The 18,700-nt window shown below is 62.9% G+C and carries 14 protein-coding genes; 11 read left to right on the top strand and 3 right to left on the bottom strand.

Translation table 11 applies throughout. The features are described 5' to 3' along the window. The coding region (locus CK501_RS10150) for a hypothetical protein (protein WP_095617590.1) at positions 1 to 200 on the top strand (200 nt) is incomplete at its 5' end. A gap of 1,423 nt (positions 201 to 1,623) precedes the next feature. On the opposite strand, the gene CK501_RS10140 is transcribed toward CK501_RS10150, so the two are convergent. After that, positions 1,624 to 3,051, bottom strand: a complete 1,428-nt coding sequence (locus CK501_RS10140) for a 3-oxoacyl-ACP reductase (protein WP_095617588.1) — start codon at positions 3,049 to 3,051, stop codon at positions 1,624 to 1,626. Positions 3,052 to 3,335: 284 nt separating this feature from the next. Between CK501_RS10140 and CK501_RS10135 the strand changes: the two genes are divergently transcribed. Then, positions 3,336 to 4,673, top strand: coding sequence for an acetyl-CoA C-acetyltransferase (locus CK501_RS10135; RefSeq protein ID WP_095617587.1), 1,338 nt, complete (start codon positions 3,336 to 3,338; stop codon positions 4,671 to 4,673). A gap of 49 nt (positions 4,674 to 4,722) precedes the next feature. Here the strand turns inward: CK501_RS10135 and CK501_RS10130 are convergent, their stop codons facing one another. Then, entirely contained in the window at positions 4,723 to 6,192 is a 1,470-nt protein-coding gene (locus tag CK501_RS10130; RefSeq protein ID WP_095617586.1) for an amidase family protein, read from the bottom strand. After that, complete coding sequence (locus CK501_RS10125) at positions 6,189 to 7,250, bottom strand: ion transporter (protein ID WP_198949465.1); 1,062 nt, start codon at positions 7,248 to 7,250, stop codon at positions 6,189 to 6,191. Before CK501_RS10125 ends, CK501_RS10130 begins: the two co-directional genes overlap by 4 nt. A 132-nt stretch (positions 7,251 to 7,382) precedes the next feature. On the opposite strand from CK501_RS10125, the gene CK501_RS10120 reads away from it, so the two are divergent. From CK501_RS10120 to napA, 9 genes are all read left to right on the top strand, one after another. Beyond that, positions 7,383 to 7,649, top strand: coding sequence for a hypothetical protein (locus CK501_RS10120; RefSeq protein WP_095617585.1), 267 nt, complete (start codon positions 7,383 to 7,385; stop codon positions 7,647 to 7,649). Between the two features lie 121 nt (positions 7,650 to 7,770). Further along, entirely contained in the window at positions 7,771 to 9,174 is a 1,404-nt protein-coding gene (locus tag CK501_RS10115) for a WS/DGAT/MGAT family O-acyltransferase (protein ID WP_095617584.1), read from the top strand. 57 nt (positions 9,175 to 9,231) lie between these two features. Then, positions 9,232 to 9,882, top strand: coding sequence for a PAQR family membrane homeostasis protein TrhA (gene trhA, locus CK501_RS10110; RefSeq protein ID WP_095617583.1), 651 nt, complete (start codon positions 9,232 to 9,234; stop codon positions 9,880 to 9,882). A 56-nt stretch (positions 9,883 to 9,938) separates the two neighbouring features. Next, on the top strand, positions 9,939 to 11,663 hold the full coding sequence (locus tag CK501_RS10105) for an autotransporter assembly complex protein TamA (protein ID WP_198949464.1): 1,725 nt from the start codon (positions 9,939 to 9,941) through the stop codon (positions 11,661 to 11,663). A gap of 2 nt (positions 11,664 to 11,665) precedes the next feature. Next, positions 11,666 to 15,421 (top strand): translocation/assembly module TamB domain-containing protein, encoded by a 3,756-nt coding sequence (locus tag CK501_RS10100; RefSeq protein ID WP_095617581.1) that lies wholly within the window; start codon positions 11,666 to 11,668, stop codon positions 15,419 to 15,421. 2 nt (positions 15,422 to 15,423) lie between these two features. Next, positions 15,424 to 15,621 (top strand): hypothetical protein, encoded by a 198-nt coding sequence (locus CK501_RS10095; RefSeq protein ID WP_095617580.1) that lies wholly within the window; start codon positions 15,424 to 15,426, stop codon positions 15,619 to 15,621. A 91-nt stretch (positions 15,622 to 15,712) separates the two neighbouring features. Further along, on the top strand, positions 15,713 to 15,889 hold the full coding sequence (locus CK501_RS10090; protein WP_077530727.1) for a nitrate reductase: 177 nt from the start codon (positions 15,713 to 15,715) through the stop codon (positions 15,887 to 15,889). Positions 15,890 to 15,902: 13 nt separating this feature from the next. Further along, positions 15,903 to 16,181, top strand: a complete 279-nt coding sequence (locus tag CK501_RS10085; RefSeq protein WP_095617579.1) for a chaperone NapD — start codon at positions 15,903 to 15,905, stop codon at positions 16,179 to 16,181. Further along, positions 16,178 to 18,682, top strand: a complete 2,505-nt coding sequence (gene napA, locus CK501_RS10080; protein ID WP_095617578.1) for a nitrate reductase catalytic subunit NapA — start codon at positions 16,178 to 16,180, stop codon at positions 18,680 to 18,682. The genes CK501_RS10085 and napA overlap by 4 nt, the downstream gene beginning before the upstream one ends. The last annotated feature ends 18 nt before the right edge of the window (positions 18,683 to 18,700 follow it).

The following is an 18,700-nucleotide window of genomic DNA, read 5'->3' as shown; positions in this document are numbered from 1 at the left end:
AACTCAAAGAGCAGGAAAACCTGCAGGCGCTGAGCCAGCTGCGGGTCGGGCTTAAGGTGACCTTCGAGACTCGCGAGGGACCGGCGTTCGGCATCGTCACCAAGATCAACCGCAAGAGCGTGATCGTGCTCGCCGAAGACGGGACCAAGCAGTACAAGGTCTCGCCGGAATTACTGAAACCGCTTCATGAAGTGAAGTGATCAACTCGCTTGGCGTAGGTCTACCACGTCTTGGAATGAACGCTTACTTACGTGAGCCATTCAAACTCGCGGGGCCTTCACGGTGTGAGCTCGTCGAGGGAGCGGATTCCACGGTGTTGGTAGTCTCGAGATTCTCGAAGTCTGAGTTCAACCAAATAGCTTGCGAACTGCTTTCATTATGAATATCCATCATCAAGCCAAAGCTCTACACCAGCTGAGGCAGAATCGAATTCCCATTGTCCTGGGGCGGGTGCTACTAACTTTTCTATGCTTCTCGCAGCCAGCCATGGCTGAATTCGTAGTCGAGGGAATGGTTGGTGGTGCAGGTACCGAGAAGGCCTTTAAACGGGAGGAAAGCTTCTCGAACCTAACAACTGTAGTCGGAGCTCGACTTCTCGACGCGGCTACCGTTGAAGATGAATCTGATGATTCAATCGAGCCACACTACGGATTCGCACTAGGGTATGTGACTCAGGGGGGGGCTGGGAATACCGTCTTTCGTACCATGAATCTCGCGATATCAAAGGCAGTCGTCTTGAGAGCCAACGCTACTCAGATGGAACAACGGAGCAGCTTAGTGGGAAAGTAGAGAAATCCTTTCGAAGCTTGGCCTCAACTATTGGTTATCAATGGGAATTATCGCAACGGTCAGCGGTTGCTCTGAGGCTTGGTCCCAGTTGGAACAAGACCCAATCCAGTCTCCACGTTGGTTCTGGTGGCGCTTCGCCAACACTGGAGGTTATCAATGGGCAGGTGAGAAACGTCGGTCTCACGCGAACCGCTGAGGTCGGAGACGACAAAAAAGTAGGAGTCTATCTTGGCGCAGGTTACACGCGTTTCCTCGGTGAATCCTGGCATTTGAGCTTCAACGCTTCGGCCACGCAATTCGAGGGTGGAGTGATGCCCAGAGCAATGATTGGGGTGGGGTACAGGGGCCAGTGATGGCAAGTCTGACAAACAGCAATCAGCCCTGCCCGTGACATACCAGTCTACGACTGGATCGGGGGTCAGATCTGCAGGGTTTCAGTGTCTGCGTAGTCGAGCGCCGGGTAAGCGTCCAGGTGGGCGCGGATACTCCAATCTTTCGCATCTCGGTAATATATCCGCTCCATTGTCGATTTCCCCAATCTGGTGGCGTGAAAAATTGGGGGTATTTTTGGGGGTACTTTTTTGCTTATAGATTTAATAAATACTTCAAAAACAAATAGATGAAAGATTTAGTGCGTGGAAGCACCACCCACCATTATTCCCCCCTCTTGAAGACTCATTTTTTGGCACAGACAAGACTGGCCCTCTATCAGGCTCAGCGTCGTACGTCTGTCAGACTCTCAACTGTTTCTTTGGAACCGTCCGGCATCGCGGATTCAGCCGCTCCCGCGGATGATTTCCGTGGGAGCGGCCATGGCCGCGATTCAGGCGTGGCTTACTTGCCCACCAGGCTCTGCCCGCAGACGCGCACCACGTTGCCGTTGATGCCACGTGAGAGCGGGTTGCAGTACCAGGCGATGGTTTCCGCCACATCCACCGGCAGCCCGCCCTGGGAAAGGCTGTTCATGCGCCGGCCGGCCTCGCGGATGGTCACCGGCATGGCGGCGGTCATCTGGGTTTCAATGAAGCCGGGCGCCACTGCGTTGATGGTGATGCCGTTCTTCAGCTGCCGCGCCATGCTCTCCACATAGCCGATGACTCCGGATTTGGAGGCGGCATAGTTGGTCTGGCCGAAGTTGCCCGCGAACCCGGCAATGGAGGAGACGCAGACAATGCGGCCGTTCTCGCGCACCAGGTCCCGCTCCATCAGTTCCTCGTCAATCCGTTCCTCCGCCGTCAGGTTCACGGCGATGGCCATGTCCCAGAAGTGTTCCGGCATGCGGGCAAGGGTCTTGTCGCGGGTGACGCCGGCGTTGTGAACGACAATATCGATGCCGCCGAATTCATCCTCCAGGTGATCCGCGATCAGGCGCGGGCCGTTGTCTTCGGTGATGTCCGCCGCCAGTGGTGAACCGCCGATGTCCTCGGCCACGCGATTGAGGTCCTCCATGGTGGCGGGAATGTCCAGGCAGACCACGCGTGCGCCGTCCCGGGCCAGGGTGCGGGCAATCGCCTCGCCGATGCCGCGGCTGGCCCCGGTGACCAGTGCCACCTTGCCAGTCAGGGGGGCGTTGGTGTTCACGGCGGTGCGGCCCTTGGTGCCGCTGCCCTTGCCGATGCGCACCGGCTGGCCGTCCACGTAGGCCGACTTGGGCGAGAGGAAAAAGCGCACCGAGGACTCGATCTGGTTCTCGGCATTGGGGGCCACCCACAGCAGCTGGGCGGTGGCTCCTTTCTTGCCGATCTCCTTGGCCACCGACCGTACAAAGCCCTCCAGGGCCTTGTGTGCCGCCGCGCGCGCGGGGTTCTTGCAGGAGGCCGGATCCGTGCCCACGATCAGCACCCGCCCGCACTTGGCGATCTGGCGGATGGTGGGGTGGAAGAAGTCATACAGGCAACGCAGTTCGCTGGTGTCGCGGATGCCGGTGGCGTCGAAGACCAGTGCCTTGAACTTGTGTTCGGCGATGGCCTCGTCCTCCATGGTCAGCGTTTTGGCAACGCCACTTTCCACCAGTGCCGAGGATTCACCCAGCGTGGCGGGCCCTTCCGGGGAATAGAGTGTGGCCGGGCTGCCGCGCAGGGTTTCACCCAGTGCGGACAGGGCCCGCGGCCTGGGGCCGGCGCCCACCAGCACCTTGCCCTCAATGAACGACTGGTCGTGGCGCTTCCAGCGTTCCAGCTCAATGGGGGAGGGCAGGCCGAGTGAGGATGCGGCCTGTTTGCCCACAGATGTATTCACGAATTTGAGGTAGAGATCGGACATAGTAGTATCCCCTGGTCAGTCGGAATGGAACATTTTCAGATTCATAACGGAGATATGTTACATTCTGTGAACATCTGAATGGTAACGGATCCCCTGGAAAAGGGTCACAGCAGGGAGCTTCCCGGCCGTTTTCAGGTGGCTGTATTGGGCGCTTTCACCCCGTTGAATGCAATGAACCGGCTGTCACCCGGCAGCGTCACCTCAGCCAATGAGGCTTTGTGTGTAATCCGCACAGTATGCACCCGATTCTCTCCGCGTCTTGAAAGCAACAGGGATATAACGTCATGGCACAAGCAAAATCGACTTCCAGTAAGAGCAGACAGAGCAAGGGTAACGGGGCCGCTGCCACGCTGCCGCGCCCGGTCGCCATTCTCGGCGGCAACCGTATTCCATTCGCCCGGTCCAATACCGCCTACAGCAAGCTTTCCAACCAGGACATGCTGACGGCCGCCATCCGTGGGCTGGTGGATCGCTACGGCCTGGAAGGGGAGCGCCTGGGGGAAGTGGTCGCCGGTGCTGTCATCAAGCATTCCCGTGACTTCAACCTGACCCGCGAGACCGTGCTGGGCTCCGGGCTGGCCCCCGAAACCCCGGCCTACGATATCCAGCAGGCCTGTGGGACGGGTCTGGAAGCGGCCATCCTGGTGGCCAACAAGATTGCGCTGGGCCAGGTGGATGCGGGTATCGCGGGGGGCACGGACACCACCTCGGATGCCCCCATCGGCGTGAGTGAGGGCCTGCGTGAGCTGCTGCTGGATCTCAACCGGGCTAAGACCAACACGGAACGACTCAAGATTGCCGCCCGCTTCCGCCCGAAGCACCTGGTGCCGCTGATCCCGGAGAACAGCGAGCCGCGTACGGGCATGTCCATGGGGGAGCACCAGCAGGTGACCGCGCATGAGTGGGGCATTCCCCGTGAGGAGCAGGACCAGCTGGCGCTTGAGAGCCACCAGAAACTGGCCGCGGCCTATGAGGAAGGTTTCTTCAGTGACCTGATCACGCCGCTGGCCGGGCTTGAGAGGGACAACATCCTGCGTCCGGACTCCTCACTCGAGAAGCTCTCCCAGCTCAAGCCGGTTTTCGATAAGGAAAAGGGCACCATGACGGCGGCCAACAGCACAGCGCTGACCGATGGCGCGTCCTCCGTGCTGCTGGGCAGCGAGGAATGGGCGCAGCAGCGGGGCCTTAAGGTGCGCGCCTATCTGACCCATGTTGAAACAGGCGCCGTGGATTTTGTCGGCAAGAAGGAAGGCCTGCTGATGGCGCCGGCATATGCCGTGCCGCGGCTGCTGGACAAGGCTGGCCTCACACTGCAGGACTTTGATTTCTACGAGATCCACGAGGCATTCGCTTCACAGGTGCTGTGCACCCTGAGGGCCTGGGAGGATCAGACCTTCTGCAAGGAGAAGCTGGGCCTCTCGAAGCCACTGGGCAGCATTGACCGGGACAGGCTCAATGTTAAGGGCAGCAGCCTGGCGGCGGGCCATCCCTTTGCCGCCACTGGTGCCCGGATTCTGGCCACTGCAGCCAAGCTGCTGGAGCAGAAGGGCAGCGGACGTGCGCTGATCTCCATCTGCGCCGCTGGCGGCCAGGGCGTCACGGCCATTGTAGAGCGCGGGTAGGAGCGGCCATGGCCGCGATTCACCTTGATAATCGCGGCTGTAGCCGCTCCTACGGGGCCTGAAACCCGCTCAGCCCCTGTTCTTCCATCAGGCGTGCGAATTCGATCGTAGCCCGGTCCTGGCCGGGCGCGCCGATGATCTGGATGTTGAACGGCAGACCGTTCTCATCCATGCCAACCGGGGCCGACGTGGCCGGCAGCCCCAGAGTGGTAGCCAGGGCAATCCAGTGCATCTGGTCGGTATAGGGCCGCTCCCTGCCATCCACCAGGATCTTCCGGCGGAACATGGGCTGGCTGCGGTTGTGGGGGATGGCCGTGGTAGGGGTCACCGGGGTCAGCAGTATGTCGGCGTCGCCGAAGAGATCCTGCACAAGGGCCGCCCGGGCCTTTTCCCGCTGTTCTGAATACTGCAGCCAGTTCAGGACCGGCTGGTTCACGCCGAGGATGTACTGCTCCAGGCCAGGGGGCATCCGCATCCAGCGCCCGAAGAGCCGGAGCAGATAGCCCATCAGCCTGAGCTGGCGGCGCTGTTTCGGCCGGAAGCCGGTGCCCAGGAGGCTGCCCAGCAGGTTGTGATAGAGGGGCATCAGCTGGCGGTGATCCAGCCACTCATGCTCAGCCCGCGACACGCTGGTGCCGGCATCCGCCAGCCGTGTTACCAGATCCTCGTAATGGCGGGTAAGGGCATCGGCTACCGGGGAGGCTGGGTCATGGAAGCAGGTGGCGACCCTGACCTGATCCAGGCGGCTGAAAGCGGGCTCCGGCAGTGACAGCTGCCACTGTGGACCTTCGTGGGGCCTGGGGCCGGCGATAACCTCCAGCAGCAGGGCCAGGTCGTCCGCCGTGCGCGCCATGGGGCCGCCTTCGGCCAGGTCCGGCTGCGTCAGGGTCCCCGGAGGGCCGGGAATGTGGCCGCGCAGGGAGACTATGTCGCGGCTGGGCTTGTGCCCGAATACGCCGTTGAAGTGGGCCGGCGTGCGGATGGAGCCGCCCACATCCGAGCCTACCTCCAGTGGTGTCATGCCCGCGGCAAGGGCGGCTGCGGCGCCGCCGGACGACCCCCCGGGAGTCCGTGCCAGGTCCCGGGGGTTGTTGGTTACGCCAAACAGGCGGTTGTAGGTCTGGAGGTCCGAGGCGAACAGCGGCACGTTGGTCTTTCCAATGACGATGGCGCCGGCCTCCTCCAGCCGCTGGATGACGTCCGCATTGCGCCGGGGGCGGTGCGCCTGCAGCGAGGAGGAGCCGGCGGTGGTCGGCATGCCGGCCACCTCCCAGACATCCTTCACCGTCATGGGCAGCCCGTGCAGAGCGCCGCAGTGTTCGCCCTGTTCCCGTTGCCGGTCGCGTTCCCGGGCCTGATCCAGGGCCCGTTCACGGTCCAGGTGAATGACGGCATTGATGGGCGCGTTGCGCGCGTCGATGCGGGCCAGCAGTTCAGCGGTAACAGTCTCGCTGGTGATGCTGCCGGTACGCAGGGCACCGGCCAGGTCCCGTGCCGGTTGATCCAGCCATTCGCTCATGTTGATGCCTTCTGTTCCTGTTGGGTCGCTCTGTCGGCTGCCTTCTGCTCATCCTTTTCCGCCAGCGCTTCCTGCCACCGCTTGACGGCCACCTGGTCCTTGACCAGTTCCAGCGTCTCGATCACGCCCTGTATGACGGCCGTATTGGCTTCGGAATTCTCGCGTTCGTGGGGTGTGAGCAGCACATCGACCAGATCCTCCACGAAGTTGTGATTGTCGGGGGAACTCAGATCATTGAGGATCTGTTCAATCACCTCGGCGGTGATGTCGCCCACCGCGCGATCCAGGGTGCCCGAGGCCCAGCTGCCGAATACCGGCAGTTCACGGATACGGCCCAGGTCCCGGTTGCGGTTCATGGCCGAGATCACCCGGGCATTGAGGTAGGCGCGCAGTTCCTGCTGCCTGGGCATATAGCCTTCCCGCGCGTAGCGGGTGATCCGGGCGGAGAGAAAGTCCACGAGCAGATCCCGCCGGGGCAGAAGCACCTCTTCCTGGACGCGACGGACCAGCGGTGAGCCCCGCTTGACTTCCTCCTGGGTGCCGCTGAGCACCTTGATGACCACGCGGTCGGATAGCTCTTCCATGAAGGCGTCGTAGTAGAAACGCAGGAACTCGAAGAGGCGGGTGTTGGTGATATCGATGACGCCGTATTTCTGCAGGCGATAGACAATGCTGAAAACACGCAGGAAACGCAGCACCCGTGCCCCGGATGCGGGGATGCAGCCCAGCAGGTCGTACCAGTGGGCGATGGGATAGAAATACCAGCGCTGGTACTCCCGGCGGTAGGCCGCGTGGACCCAACGCACCGCGAACTCGCTCAGGAAAATTCCGATGAACATCAGGTCGTAGAACAGGAAGTGGCGATGTATGGGGTTGTAGAAAGCGGTGAAGGCCGGCATCTGTTGAGTGAGGAGGTCTCTCAGAACAACCACCGCGTACAGGGAATCAAAAAGGAGCCAGACAAGATTGATGACCAGCAGCACCAGCATCAGCATATCCAGTGCGAACCAGAGCGTCTGGTGGCTGGTGCGGAGGTTGCGGAGGTTGATGTTGAGCACACTGCATCCTTATGACGTGCCTGGAGGGGCCTTTATAGCAAAGGTGAGCCTGTCACGCATTGGTCCGGCGACCTGGCCGGCAGCGTGACCCCATTGGTGCTACGCTGGATGGACGGAGAGAGGAGGTGAATCATGGACCTGAAAAAAGCACTGGTTGACCCTGCAGCCGTGTTCACTACGCCGGACGAGGTTGTAACCGCCGGGGAACTGAGCACTGATGACCGCATCCGGATCCTGCGCCGCTGGGAGTACGACGCGCGTGAGCTGACGGTGGCGGATGACGAGAACATGCCGGGCGACAGCACCCCGCTCCTGGACCAGGTGCTGGCCGCGCTGAACAGGCTGGGGTATTCGCCTGATCCGGATCAGGAGCCGCCGACCAAGCAGGGTGGTGTCTGACTGTCGGGGTGTTAAATCAGACCAAAGTCCTACAGGGGGCCTTCTGTAACAGAATGTTTCAGGTAGAATACCGCTTCGCGAATGCAACCATCCCGGTGTTAATGCAAGGAGAAGGCTCCCGATGAAGCGAATGAGTGTGCTGGACTCGTCCTGGCTCAAGGTCGAGTCCGAAGACACGCCCATGCATGTGGGCACCATGCAGATCTTCTCGCTGCCGGAGGGAGCGCCGGAGACGTTCCTGCGGGACATGGTTGAGCGCATGAAGAATGCGGGTGAGATCCAGGCGCCCTGGAAGTATAAGCTGTTCAGTGGCAGCCGCTTGGGGCGCAGCCTGGTGCCGGCCTGGGTTGAGGACCAGGATCTGGACCTGGACTACCATGTGCGCCATTCGGCCCTGCCGAAGCCCGGCAGCGAACGTGAGCTGGGGGTGCTGGTATCGCGGCTGCATTCGCACCCGCTGGATTTCGATCGCCCGCTCTGGGAGTGCCATATCATCGAGGGGCTTGAGGGCAACCGGTTTGCGCTCTACACCAAGATGCACCACTCCATGATTGATGGCATCAGTGGTGTGCGCCTGATGCAGAAGATCCTGACCACGGATCCAGCTCGTACCAACATGCCGCCGCCCTGGGCAGTGGAGCCCAGCCAGCGCCGTTCCCAGGCAGGGCAGGGGGTCACCTCCGTTCAGGGGGCCTTCGAGCAGGCGCTTGAGGCGCTGCGCATCCAGGCCGGCTCGAGCCCGCAGCTGGCGGCGGCCGTGGGGCGCCTTGCCAGCGCCGCCTGGCGGCGCAAGGACAGCAAGCTGACCGCGCCCTTCGTGGGGCCGCAGTCCATCCTCAATAACCGTATTACCGGCCAGCGCCGTTTTGCCACCCAGCTCTATGAGTTTGATCGTCTCAAGACCATCTGCCGCAAGACGGATGCGTCGCTGAACGATGTGGTACTGCAGATCTGTGGCACCGCCCTGCGCCGCTTCCTGCTGGAGCAGGATGCCCTTCCGGAAGAGCCGCTGACGGCGGGGATCCCGGTTAATGTTCGGCCTGCCGATGACGAGGGCACCGGTACGGCGATCAGCTTCATGATCGCCAGCCTGGCGACCGATGAGCCTGATGCCATGGCGCGGCTGGAGCAGATCAAGGAGTCCACCCAGAAAGCGAAGGAGCATCTCCAGAGTCTGCCACGGCAGGTCCTGAACCAGTACACCATGATGCTGATGTCGCCCTACATCCTGCAGTTGGTCTCCGGGTTGGGTGGGCGCATGCGGCCGGTGTTCAACGTCACCATCTCGAACGTCCCCGGGCCGAGTGAACCCCTGTACTACGAGGGCGCCCGCATGGAGGCGATGTACCCGGTCTCTCTGGTGACCCATGGTGGTGCGCTCAACATCACCTGTCTGAGCTACGCCGGCTCGCTCAACTTCGGCTATACCGGTTGCCGGGATACCCTGCCGAGCATGCAGCGGCTTGCGGTATACACGGGTGAGGCGCTGGATGAACTCGAGGCACGGGTGGCAGCGCAGAGCTGAATCAGAGCGTGACGGGTGTCCTTTACAGTGCACAGATGTTCACTGTATTCTCAGGCCATGACCAACGTTGATTTCCACCCCATCGAAGAAATCTGGAACGCACTGACCCATGGCATGGGCACGGTACTGGCACTTGCGGGAACCGTGTTTCTGGTGGTGATGGCTGCCGTCCATGGCGATGTCTGGTCCATTACCAGTGCCACTGTTTACGGCATCAGCATGGTCGTGCTCTTCCTGGCCTCCACTCTGTACCACAGTGCGCGCCGGCCAACACTGCGCCGGGCCTTCAAGATGTTCGATCACTGCGCCATCTTCCTGCTGATAGCCGGCACCTACACGCCGTTTCTGCTGGTGAATATGCGCGGGACCCTGGGATGGACCCTGTTCGCCATTATCTGGGGACTGGCCGTGGTCGGCATTGTGTTCAAGCTGGTATTCGGCCATCGCTACAAAGCGCTGGAGGTGGCCACCTTCCTGGTGATGGGATGGCTCGTGGTCGTGGCCGCTACGGAACTGCCCGCGATCCTGGGGGTAACCGAGCTGGCTCTACTGGTTGCAGGTGGGTTCTCCTACACGGTTGGGGTGATCTTCTACCTGCTGAATCAGATTCCCTACAATCATGCCATCTGGCACCTGTTTGTCCTGGCCGGGGGCGCACTGCATTACTTCGCCGTCTATAACGGCTTTCTGACCGCCTGGCAGAGCTGACGAATTTACTGCGCTGAGCCCGTGGCTGTGCGCTTCGGGGCTGATATCATGCGCTGATGATGACCCCGAAAGCTCTCCGGCTTCTGCTTTTCCCGCTGTTGATCCTGGCCGTGGCCGGCGTCCGTGCGGCGGAACTTGAAGTTATTGTCCAGCCGGAAAACGATGCCCTCCAGTCCAACATCCGTGCCCATGTGGGTGCTCTCGGGGACCGGAATGCCGCCTCCCTGCGCCGTTTCGCCGCCCATGCGCGGGACAGTGCCGCGGAGGCCATGCGGGCACTGGGGTATTACGACGGTGACATCCGCTACAGGGTGGTGGAGGGCGATCCGCCCGTTCTGCGTCTTGAGGTGGCACCCGGCGAGCCGGTGCGCCTGACCAGTGTGCGCATTGACGTGCGTGGCGAAGGTGCCGACCTGGCGGCTTTCGAGGTGCCAGGGCGGTTGCGCCCGGAGGTCGGTGATGTCCTGAATCATGGGCGCTATGAACAGGTGAAGCGCTTCCTGCGGGGGCGTGCCCAGACACACGGGTTCTTCGACGGTGAGTTCGTTACCCGGGAACTGCGGGTGCGCCCGGATGAGCGCGAGGCTGAAATCCGGCTGCTGTACGACAGTGGCCCACGATACAGCCTGGGAGACGTCCATTTCCCCGAGGACAGCTATTTTGATCAGGTGCTTCTCAATCGTTTCGTGCGGTTTGAGCCGGGAACGCCCTATCATTCGGATCGTGTGATCGAGCTGACCCAGGACCTGAGAAGCGCTGGCTATTTCAGTGAGGTTCTGGTGGACGCTGATCCGGGGGCAGCCGAGAACCGTGAGATTCCGGTGGACGTCACCCTGGATGAACGCACACGGCATTCACTGGGAACGGGGGTGGGCTTCAGCACCGACGTGGGCCCCCGCCTCCGGGCCACCTGGGACCAGCACTATGTGAACCCCCAGGGTGACCGCCGCGGGATGGAATTCGAGGTTTCGCAGCCGCGCCAGAATGTCGGTGCCTACTATGAGCTGCCGCTCAACCCGCCCATGACGGATTCACTGCGCTTCACCGGCTCCTACCAGAATGAAGACATCGAGGACACGCGTTCCCGCCGGATCAGTCTGGGGTCCCAGTGGCAGAGTGAGCTGGATTCCGGGTGGCAGCAGGTGGTTTCCCTGCGGCGCGAGGAGACCCGCTTCCGCGTGGGTGATGATCCTGAACAGCGCACCGTCCTGGTGCTCCCGGGGCTGAGTTACAGCTATCTCCATCGCGATTCACCGGTGGATCCTTCCAGGGGCTATCGTTTCCAGTTTGAGAGTTCCGGCGGCCAGCGCGATATGCTCTCGGATATTGATGTGATCCATCTGGTCGCCTCGGCCCGGGGGCTGATCACCGTGGGTAACGGGCACCGTTTCCTTACAAGGGTGCGCGCCGGGGGCGTTGGAACCAACGACTTTGATCAGGTGCCTCCCTTCCTGCGTTTCTTCGCCGGTGGTGACCAGAGTGTGCGTGGTTACGGTTACCGGACGCTGGGGCCGACGGATGAGGACGGCGACAACGTTGGCGGGCGTTTCCTGCTCACCGGCAGCGTGGAATACCAGTACCCGCTGTCGAACAGCTGGCGCCTGGCGACCTTCGTGGATGAGGGCAATGCCTTTGATGATCTGGGGGATGCACTGAAAACCGGCGTGGGCGTGGGCATCCGTTGGGTGTCACCAGTGGGGCCCATCCGCCTGGACATTGCGCGGGCTCTGGATGAGCCCGAGAACTTCCGCCTTCACTTTTCCATGGGGCCGGAGCTTTGACGATGCGCCGTCGTGTTCTGCTGGGAATTGTCCTGTTGCCGGTGGTGGCCCTGCTCGCTGTGATGGCGGTGGCGGGTTGGCTGCTGTTCACCGAGAGCGGGGGCCGCTGGGCCATCCAGCAGGTCCCCGGCCTGGAAGTCGCAGGCTACGAGGGCTCGCTGGGCAGTGCCTGGCGAGCGGAGCGCGTTGTCTATGACGATGGCCAGGGAACAGAGGCCCGGCTGGAGGAAATGGAGCTCGCCTGGTCCCCCGGGTGCCTGTTCACACTGGAACTCTGCGTGGACCGTCTCCATGCCGGCCGGGTGGCGCTCTCCCTTCCCGAGGGCGAGGCCTCGGAAGCCTCCGGTGACGCCATTGAACTGCCCGCCATCCGGCTGCCGCTTTCCGTATCCATCACGGACCTGGATGTGGGGCGCATCAGCTGGAACGACACGCTGATCCTCGAGGCGATTGAGTCCAGGGCCACCTTCAGCAGCGGTACCCTCCAGCTGGATTCATTGCAGGTGACCCGGGAGGGCCTCCAGGCCAGTGCGGGAGGCTCCCTTGAAATGAGGGGAGACTGGCCGGTGAATATGGCGCTGGAGCTGGGTTACGACACGGGTACGGATTTCCCCGGAGAACTGAATCTGACGGCGGAGCTGGGCGGAACGGTCAGCGCGCTGTATGTGATGGCCCGTATGAGCCGCCCCTGGCAGGCGCGCCTGCAGGGGCGGGTGAATCCCCTGGAGCCCGGGGTCCCGGCCGAAGCCCGACTGACCGCCGAGCATTTTGCGGCAACACCGGATCTGCCATCGCACTACGCACTCTCGGATCTGGTGCTTGATGCCAGCGGTGATCTGGATGAAGGCTGGTCCGTGGCGGGCAATGCGGTACTGGCCACCCAACCCGGGCTTGATGTGTCCCTGGAAGGGCATACCACCACCGGGCAGGCACGCATCTCGCAACTCGCCATCTCGGATGGCCGGGGCCGGGCGCGTTCGCTGGTGCTCAACGGGGGCCGGGTGAGCTGGACTGACGGCCTGAACGCCAGTGGTTCTCTGGACTGGCACTACTTTCCCTGGCAACGGCTGGTCCCGGATCTGCCCGCGGTGCCGGTGGCCGTGAGCGATGCCGGTCTGGATTTCGCGCTTGAGGACGGTGAGTACAAAGGGCGCCTGGATGCCCAGCTTTTCACCCGGGAAGGGCCCGTGTGGCTGCGGACACCGGTTGAAGGCGACTTCGCTCGGGCCCGCCTGGAGGGGCTGGGTCTGGCCAGTGCGCTGGGGCGTGCCGCCGGTAATCTGGGGGTAGGCTGGTCCGAGGGCCTCGAGTGGCGCACGGACCTGGCACTGGAGAATCTGCTGCCGGGGCGGCGTCTGCCCGAACTGGATGGGGTTCTCCGTGGTCGCCTCACAAGCAGTGGCCGGATGGCGGATGACGGGCCAGATGGGGACGGCTCGCTGGAACTGGCGGGCAGCCTCCGGGGCCAGGCACTGTGGCTGAAAACAGGCATCCGTCTTAAGGGGGAACACTGGGAGGTCCCGGCGCTGGAGCTGCGTTTTGGTGACAATGGAATCAATGGCTCCGCCCGCCAGACGGAGCAGCTGCAGGCGGAGCTGGAATGGAACCTGCCGGTACTGGCCCAGTTCTGGTCCGGTCTTGAAGGGCAGCTTGAGGGGCGCGCCAGTGGTCGTCATCTGCTTGGCGATGCGAAGGGCAGCATGACCTTCAGCGCCGGGGACCTGGTGCTTGAGGAGCACGGCATCGAGCTCAGGCGGCTGCAGGGTGAGGCGGATCTGGCCGATGACGGCGCGGCCCGGGCCCGGGTGGATTTCTCGGAGCTGGAAGCCCGGGAACAGCGGCTGGAGTCCGGCCAGCTCCGTGTTGATGGGTCCCTGGCTGCTCATGAACTGGGCCTGTCCCTGCGGCACCGCGAGGGGAGTCTGCGCCTGAGCGCACTGGGCGCCTGGGGGCGTGAAGGCTGGGAGGCCACCTTCAACGGCGGTGGTATTGCGATTCCGGGCCAGCACTGGCTGATGGCGACCCCGGCCCGGCTGACGCTCGCGCGGGATGGCGAGGCTCATCTCGGGTCTCACTGCTGGCGGTGGGGCGGCGCCCGTCTCTGCACCGGTGATCAGCGACTCAATCCGGCGCCCTCGCTGAAGCTGGGTATTGCGGATCTGCCCACCCGGGCCTTCCGGCCCTTTCTGCCACCGACCTTGCGCTGGGAAGACACCCTGGATGCCCATGCCACGCTGGAACTGGATGAACAGGGGCCGCGCGGACGGGCGTGGATTGATGCCGGCAGCGGTCAGGTTGAATTGCGCCGTGAAGTGGATCCGGACAACCTCGACGCCCAGGTGGATGAGCAGGAGGGCGAGCAGGCCTGGCAGTGGCTGCCGTTTGAGTACAGTCGACTGCGGGTTGCCGCGGATCTTGAGCCCGAGCGTACCCGGGTAACCGCGGATCTCGCCGGACCGGAGATCGGGCAGCTTGATCTGGATACGGCCCTCAGGCCGCTGGAGAAGGGCATGCCAGTGGACGGCCAGCTCAATCTTGAGGCGCTGGACCTGGCCCTGATCCGTCCCTTCCTGGATCTGGACACCGTGGAAGGGCGGCTGGCGGGCGCGCTGGCTTTCAGCGGGCCCGTGGCATCACCCTCCGTGCAGGGAGAGGTGAAGCTGTCGGGTGGGGAACTCCGGGACCCCCGGCTCCCGCTCCCCCTGTCCGAACTGGATGCAACAGCCCGCATCAGTGGTACGCAGGCCAGGATCGAGGGGAACTGGCGCAGCGGTGAGCAGGGGCAGGGCCGGATCGAAGGTTCAGCCAGCTGGAACGATGGGCCAAGTGCGGAGCTGTCCCTGGTGGCGGAGTCGCTGCCGGTGAGTGTGCCGCCCTATGCAGAGCTGACCGTCTTCCCGGACCTGATGCTGCGTTACGGCACGGAGGGTGTGGGCGTCTCCGGTCAGGTACGCGTGCCCTCCGGCAGCGTGGTGATTGAATCCCTGCCGGAGTCGGCAGTCGGGGTCTCCAGTGATGCCGTGGTTAAGGGTGAGGAACCCGGCCCCGGCCCCATACCCCTCGCCCTGGATCTGGATGTGCTGATTGGTGAGGAACGTGTGGATTTCAACGGCTTTGGTGTGACCGGGAATCTCGAGGGTCGCCTGAATCTCGCGGACGATATGGTGGCCAATGGGAACCTGAACCTGCGCAATGGCCGCTATGAGCTCTACGGCCAGGATCTGCGCATCCGCCGCGCCACGCTCCTGTTCTCCGGGCCCATTGACCGGCCCTTCCTGGACATTGAGGCGGTGCGGATCGTGGACGATGTCACGGCCGGCATACGCCTCACCGGCCCTGCCGATGAACCGCGCTCCGAGATCTTCTCCGAACCCCCGATGAGCCAGCAGCAGGCGCTGGCGTATCTGACCCTGGGCCGGCCACTGGAGAGCGAGGGCGACAGCTACGCCATGGAGCGGGCTGCGATCAATCTCGGGCTGGCCCGCACCGCGCCGCTCACCCGTGAGATCGGCGAACGTGTCGGGATCGAGGACCTGCAGCTTGAGACCGAGGGACGGGGCGAGGAGGCGAGTGTAGTGGCCTCAGGCTACCTGACCGAAAGGCTCAGTCTGCGCTACGGTGTGGGTCTGTTCCAGCCTGTCAGCCGCATGGCCCTGCGCTATGACCTGACGCGCAGCCTCTATCTTGAAGCGGCCAGTGGTCTTGCCAGCTCGCTCGATCTATTCTATCGGACAGACTTTGGCAAACCGGGAGACTGAGCATGCTTGTCCACGGTGACCAGATCCGGCTCACGCCCCGGGAGCGCCGGGTGATCCGGCGCCTGACCGGAATAGACCCGCACTTCATCCACAACCGGGAAACAATGATCCGTTTCCGGGATCAGTATCTGCAGAGCTACCCCACCGACACCCCCCAGATCCGACTGGTCAAACTGCTGCTGCGTCGCAATCTCGTGTAGCGTCTTTCTGAATATTGATTTTTCGCAATGGCCTTGATAGCCAATGGTGATTAGATGGACTCACGATGCGGCAATAACAAACGAGGCCCTTATGACGGACCCGGCTCAGGTGCCTGAAGAAGACCGCAGGAAACACGAGATCGGGCTCTTCCTTTTCCTGATCGTTTTTCTGTTCCCACTGGTGACCTTCATGGTCGTTGGCGGCTATGGCTTTGGCGTCTGGATGTTCCAGGAGCTGATGGGCCCGCCCGGCCCTCCGGCAGGCTAGTGGGAACCCCGCCATGACAGACGAGATCCATATCGCGAGCCTGCTCGTTCAGGTGGCCCCGGAGTCCCTGGAAGACCTGAGCCAGTGGGCCGGGGCCCACCCTGAGGCGGAAGTCCGCGGCACGGACCCGGCCGGCAAGCTGGTGCTGATCACCGAAAGCGAGGGCCGCCAGCCGATTCTTGACCTGATGGATGCCTGCCGGGATCGCCCCGGCGTGTTCACCGTCAATCTCATCTACCACGAAATCCTCAATGCCCAGGAAGCGGATCAACCGGAGGAAATCCAGCCATGACCATGACACGTCGGGAATTCGCCAAGGCCAATGCCGCCGGGGCCGCTGCTGCCACGGCGGGGATGGCCATTCCGGCCGGCGCCAGCAACCTGATCACCAACCAGGAGCTGACCTCGCTGCGATGGGACAAGGCCGCCTGCCGCTTCTGCGGCGTGGGCTGCAGCGTCATGGTCGGCACCCGGGACGGGCAGATCGTCGCCACCCACGGTGACAACCAGTCCGAAGTGAACCGGGGGCTCAACTGTGTGAAGGGCTACTTCCTCTCCAAGATCCTGTACGGGAAGGACCGGCTGGAACAGCCCATGCTGCGTAAGCGCGACGGCCAGTACCACAAGGAAGGCCAGTTCGAGCCGGTATCCTGGGACGAGGCGCTGGACGTCATGGCCGAGAAGTTCAAGACAGCCATCCGTGAGCATGGCCCGGACAGCGTGGCCATGTTCGGCTCCGGCCAGTGGACCATCTGGGAAGGGTACGCCGCCTCCAAGCTGATGAAGGCCGGCTTCCGCACCAACAATATCGATCCCAACGCCCGGCACTGCATGGCCTCGGCGGTGGGCGGGTTCATGCGCACCTTCGGAGCGGACGAGCCCATGGGTGTGTATGACGACATCGAAGAGGCGGATGCCTTTGTTGTCTGGGGCTCCAACATGGCGGAGATGCACCCGGTGCTCTGGACCCGGGTCACGGACCGGCGCCTGTCCTTCCCGGATACCGAGGTCGCCGTGCTCTCCACGTTTGAGCACCGCTCCTTTGATCTGGCGGACAACGGCATGGTCATGCATCCCCATGCGGATATTGTCATCCTCAACTACATCGCCAACCACATTATCCAGTCCGGCAATGTGAACGAGGATTTCGTCAACAACCACACGAAGTTCGTCCGGAACGTGACCGATATCGGCTACGGCCTGCGCCCTGAGGATCCGCGCCAGCAGGACGCCGAGAACGCGGACAACCCCAACAGCTGGTCGGACATGAGCTTCGAGGCATTCCGCGAGCACGTCAGTGAGTTTACCCTCGAACGCGCTGCCCGTGAATCCGGCGTGCGGGAAAGCCAGCTCAAGCGCCTGGCCGAGCTCTATGCGGACCCTGACCGCAAGGTGATGACCTTCTGGACCATGGGCGTGAACCAGCACACCCGGGGCGTGTGGGTGAACAACCTGATCTATAACCTGCATCTTCTTACCGGCAAGATCAGCACCCCGGGCAACAGCCCGTTCTCGCTGACGGGCCAGCCTTCCGCCTGTGGCACTGCCAGGGAGGTGGGCACATTCGCGCATCGGCTGCCGGCGGACATGGTGGTGGCCAACGCCGACCACCGGAAGAAGGCGGAGAAGATCTGGAAACTGCCGGAAGGAACCATTCCCTCAAAGGTGGGGTTCCATGCGGTGGAGCAGAGCCGCCAGCTGCGCGACGGTAACCTCAAGGTCTACTGGACCCAGGTGACCAACAACATCCAGGCCGGCCCGAACTCAGCCCAGGAGACTTACCCCGGATGGCGCAACCCGGAGTCCTTCATCATTGTCTCCGACATGTACCCCACGGTGTCCGCCCAGTGCGCGGACCTGATCCTGCCCACCGCCTCCTGGGTTGAGAAGGAGGGGGCTTTCGGCAACTCCGAACGCCGGACCCAGTTCTTCTACCAGTTGGTGAACGCGCCGGGCGAGTCCCGCTCGGACCTGTGGCAGACGGTGGCGCTTTCAAAGCGCATCCGGGTGGATGAGGTCTGGCCGGAGGAGCAGCTGCAGAAAGCACCGGAGCTTCGGGATAAGACCCTGTTCGATGTGCTCTTTGCCAACGGCAATGTCGATGCCTACCCGCTGGATCAGATGCGGGAGGGCTACCCGAACCATGAGTCCCAGGATTTCGGGTTCTACATCCAGAAGGGCATCTTCGAGGAATACCGGAACTTCGGTGAGGACAAGGGTAAGGACCTGGCGCCCTTCGACACCTACCACGAGGTGCGTGGCCTGCGCTGGCCGGTGATTGACGGCGAGGAGACCCGCTGGCGCTACCGCGAGGGACTGGATCCCTACGTGGAGGAGGGCACCGGCTGGCAGTTCTACGGTAACGAGGACAACCGCGCCCGTATCTTCGCGGTGCCCGATGAGCCGCCGGCCGAGAGCCCGGACGATGAATACCCCATGTGGCTGTGCACCGGCCGGGTTCTGGAGCACTGGCACACCGGGTCCATGACGCGCCGGGTACCGGAGCTGCACCAGGCCGTGCCGGATGCTCTGGTCTACATGAACTTCGACGATGCCCGGGAGCAGGGCATGCGCCGTGGCAGCGAGGTGCGCGTGGTCAGCCGGCGGGGCTCCATCCGCGCCCGGGTCGAGACACGGGGCCGCGTGAATCCACCCAGGGGGCTGATCTTCGTGCCCTTCTTCGACGCGGGCAAGCTGATCAACAAGGTCACGCTGGACGCCACCGATCCCATCTCCAAGCAGACCGACTTCAAGAAGTGCGCGGTTCGCCTGGAACTCGTGAACCTGGCTTAAGGCACCGGCAAAGGGAGG

This window comes from Halovibrio salipaludis (genome assembly GCF_002286965.1).
GTDB lineage: Bacteria > Pseudomonadota > Gammaproteobacteria > Pseudomonadales > Oleiphilaceae > Halospina > Halospina salipaludis.
The sequence above is the reverse complement of the archived record's forward strand: the minus strand, read 5'-3'. Positions and strand labels throughout refer to the sequence as shown.

What these genes read in the sequence shown, in the direction of transcription:
- CK501_RS10140 (WP_095617588.1), bottom strand. Translation starts at nt 3,051, where the DNA reads ATGTCCGATCTCTACCTCAAATTCGTGAATACATCTGTGGGCAAACAG.
- CK501_RS10135 (WP_095617587.1), top strand. Translation starts at nt 3,336, where the DNA reads ATGGCACAAGCAAAATCGACTTCCAGTAAGAGCAGACAGAGCAAGGGT.
- CK501_RS10130 (WP_095617586.1), bottom strand. Translation starts at nt 6,192, where the DNA reads ATGAGCGAATGGCTGGATCAACCGGCACGGGACCTGGCCGGTGCCCTG.
- CK501_RS10120 (WP_095617585.1), top strand. Translation starts at nt 7,383, where the DNA reads ATGGACCTGAAAAAAGCACTGGTTGACCCTGCAGCCGTGTTCACTACG.
- CK501_RS10115 (WP_095617584.1), top strand. Translation starts at nt 7,771, where the DNA reads ATGAAGCGAATGAGTGTGCTGGACTCGTCCTGGCTCAAGGTCGAGTCC.
- trhA (WP_095617583.1), top strand. Translation starts at nt 9,232, where the DNA reads ATGACCAACGTTGATTTCCACCCCATCGAAGAAATCTGGAACGCACTG.
- CK501_RS10105 (WP_198949464.1), top strand. Translation starts at nt 9,939, where the DNA reads ATGATGACCCCGAAAGCTCTCCGGCTTCTGCTTTTCCCGCTGTTGATC.
- CK501_RS10100 (WP_095617581.1), top strand. Translation starts at nt 11,666, where the DNA reads ATGCGCCGTCGTGTTCTGCTGGGAATTGTCCTGTTGCCGGTGGTGGCC.
- CK501_RS10095 (WP_095617580.1), top strand. Translation starts at nt 15,424, where the DNA reads ATGCTTGTCCACGGTGACCAGATCCGGCTCACGCCCCGGGAGCGCCGG.
- CK501_RS10090 (WP_077530727.1), top strand. Translation starts at nt 15,713, where the DNA reads ATGACGGACCCGGCTCAGGTGCCTGAAGAAGACCGCAGGAAACACGAG.
- CK501_RS10085 (WP_095617579.1), top strand. Translation starts at nt 15,903, where the DNA reads ATGACAGACGAGATCCATATCGCGAGCCTGCTCGTTCAGGTGGCCCCG.
- napA (WP_095617578.1), top strand. Translation starts at nt 16,178, where the DNA reads ATGACCATGACACGTCGGGAATTCGCCAAGGCCAATGCCGCCGGGGCC.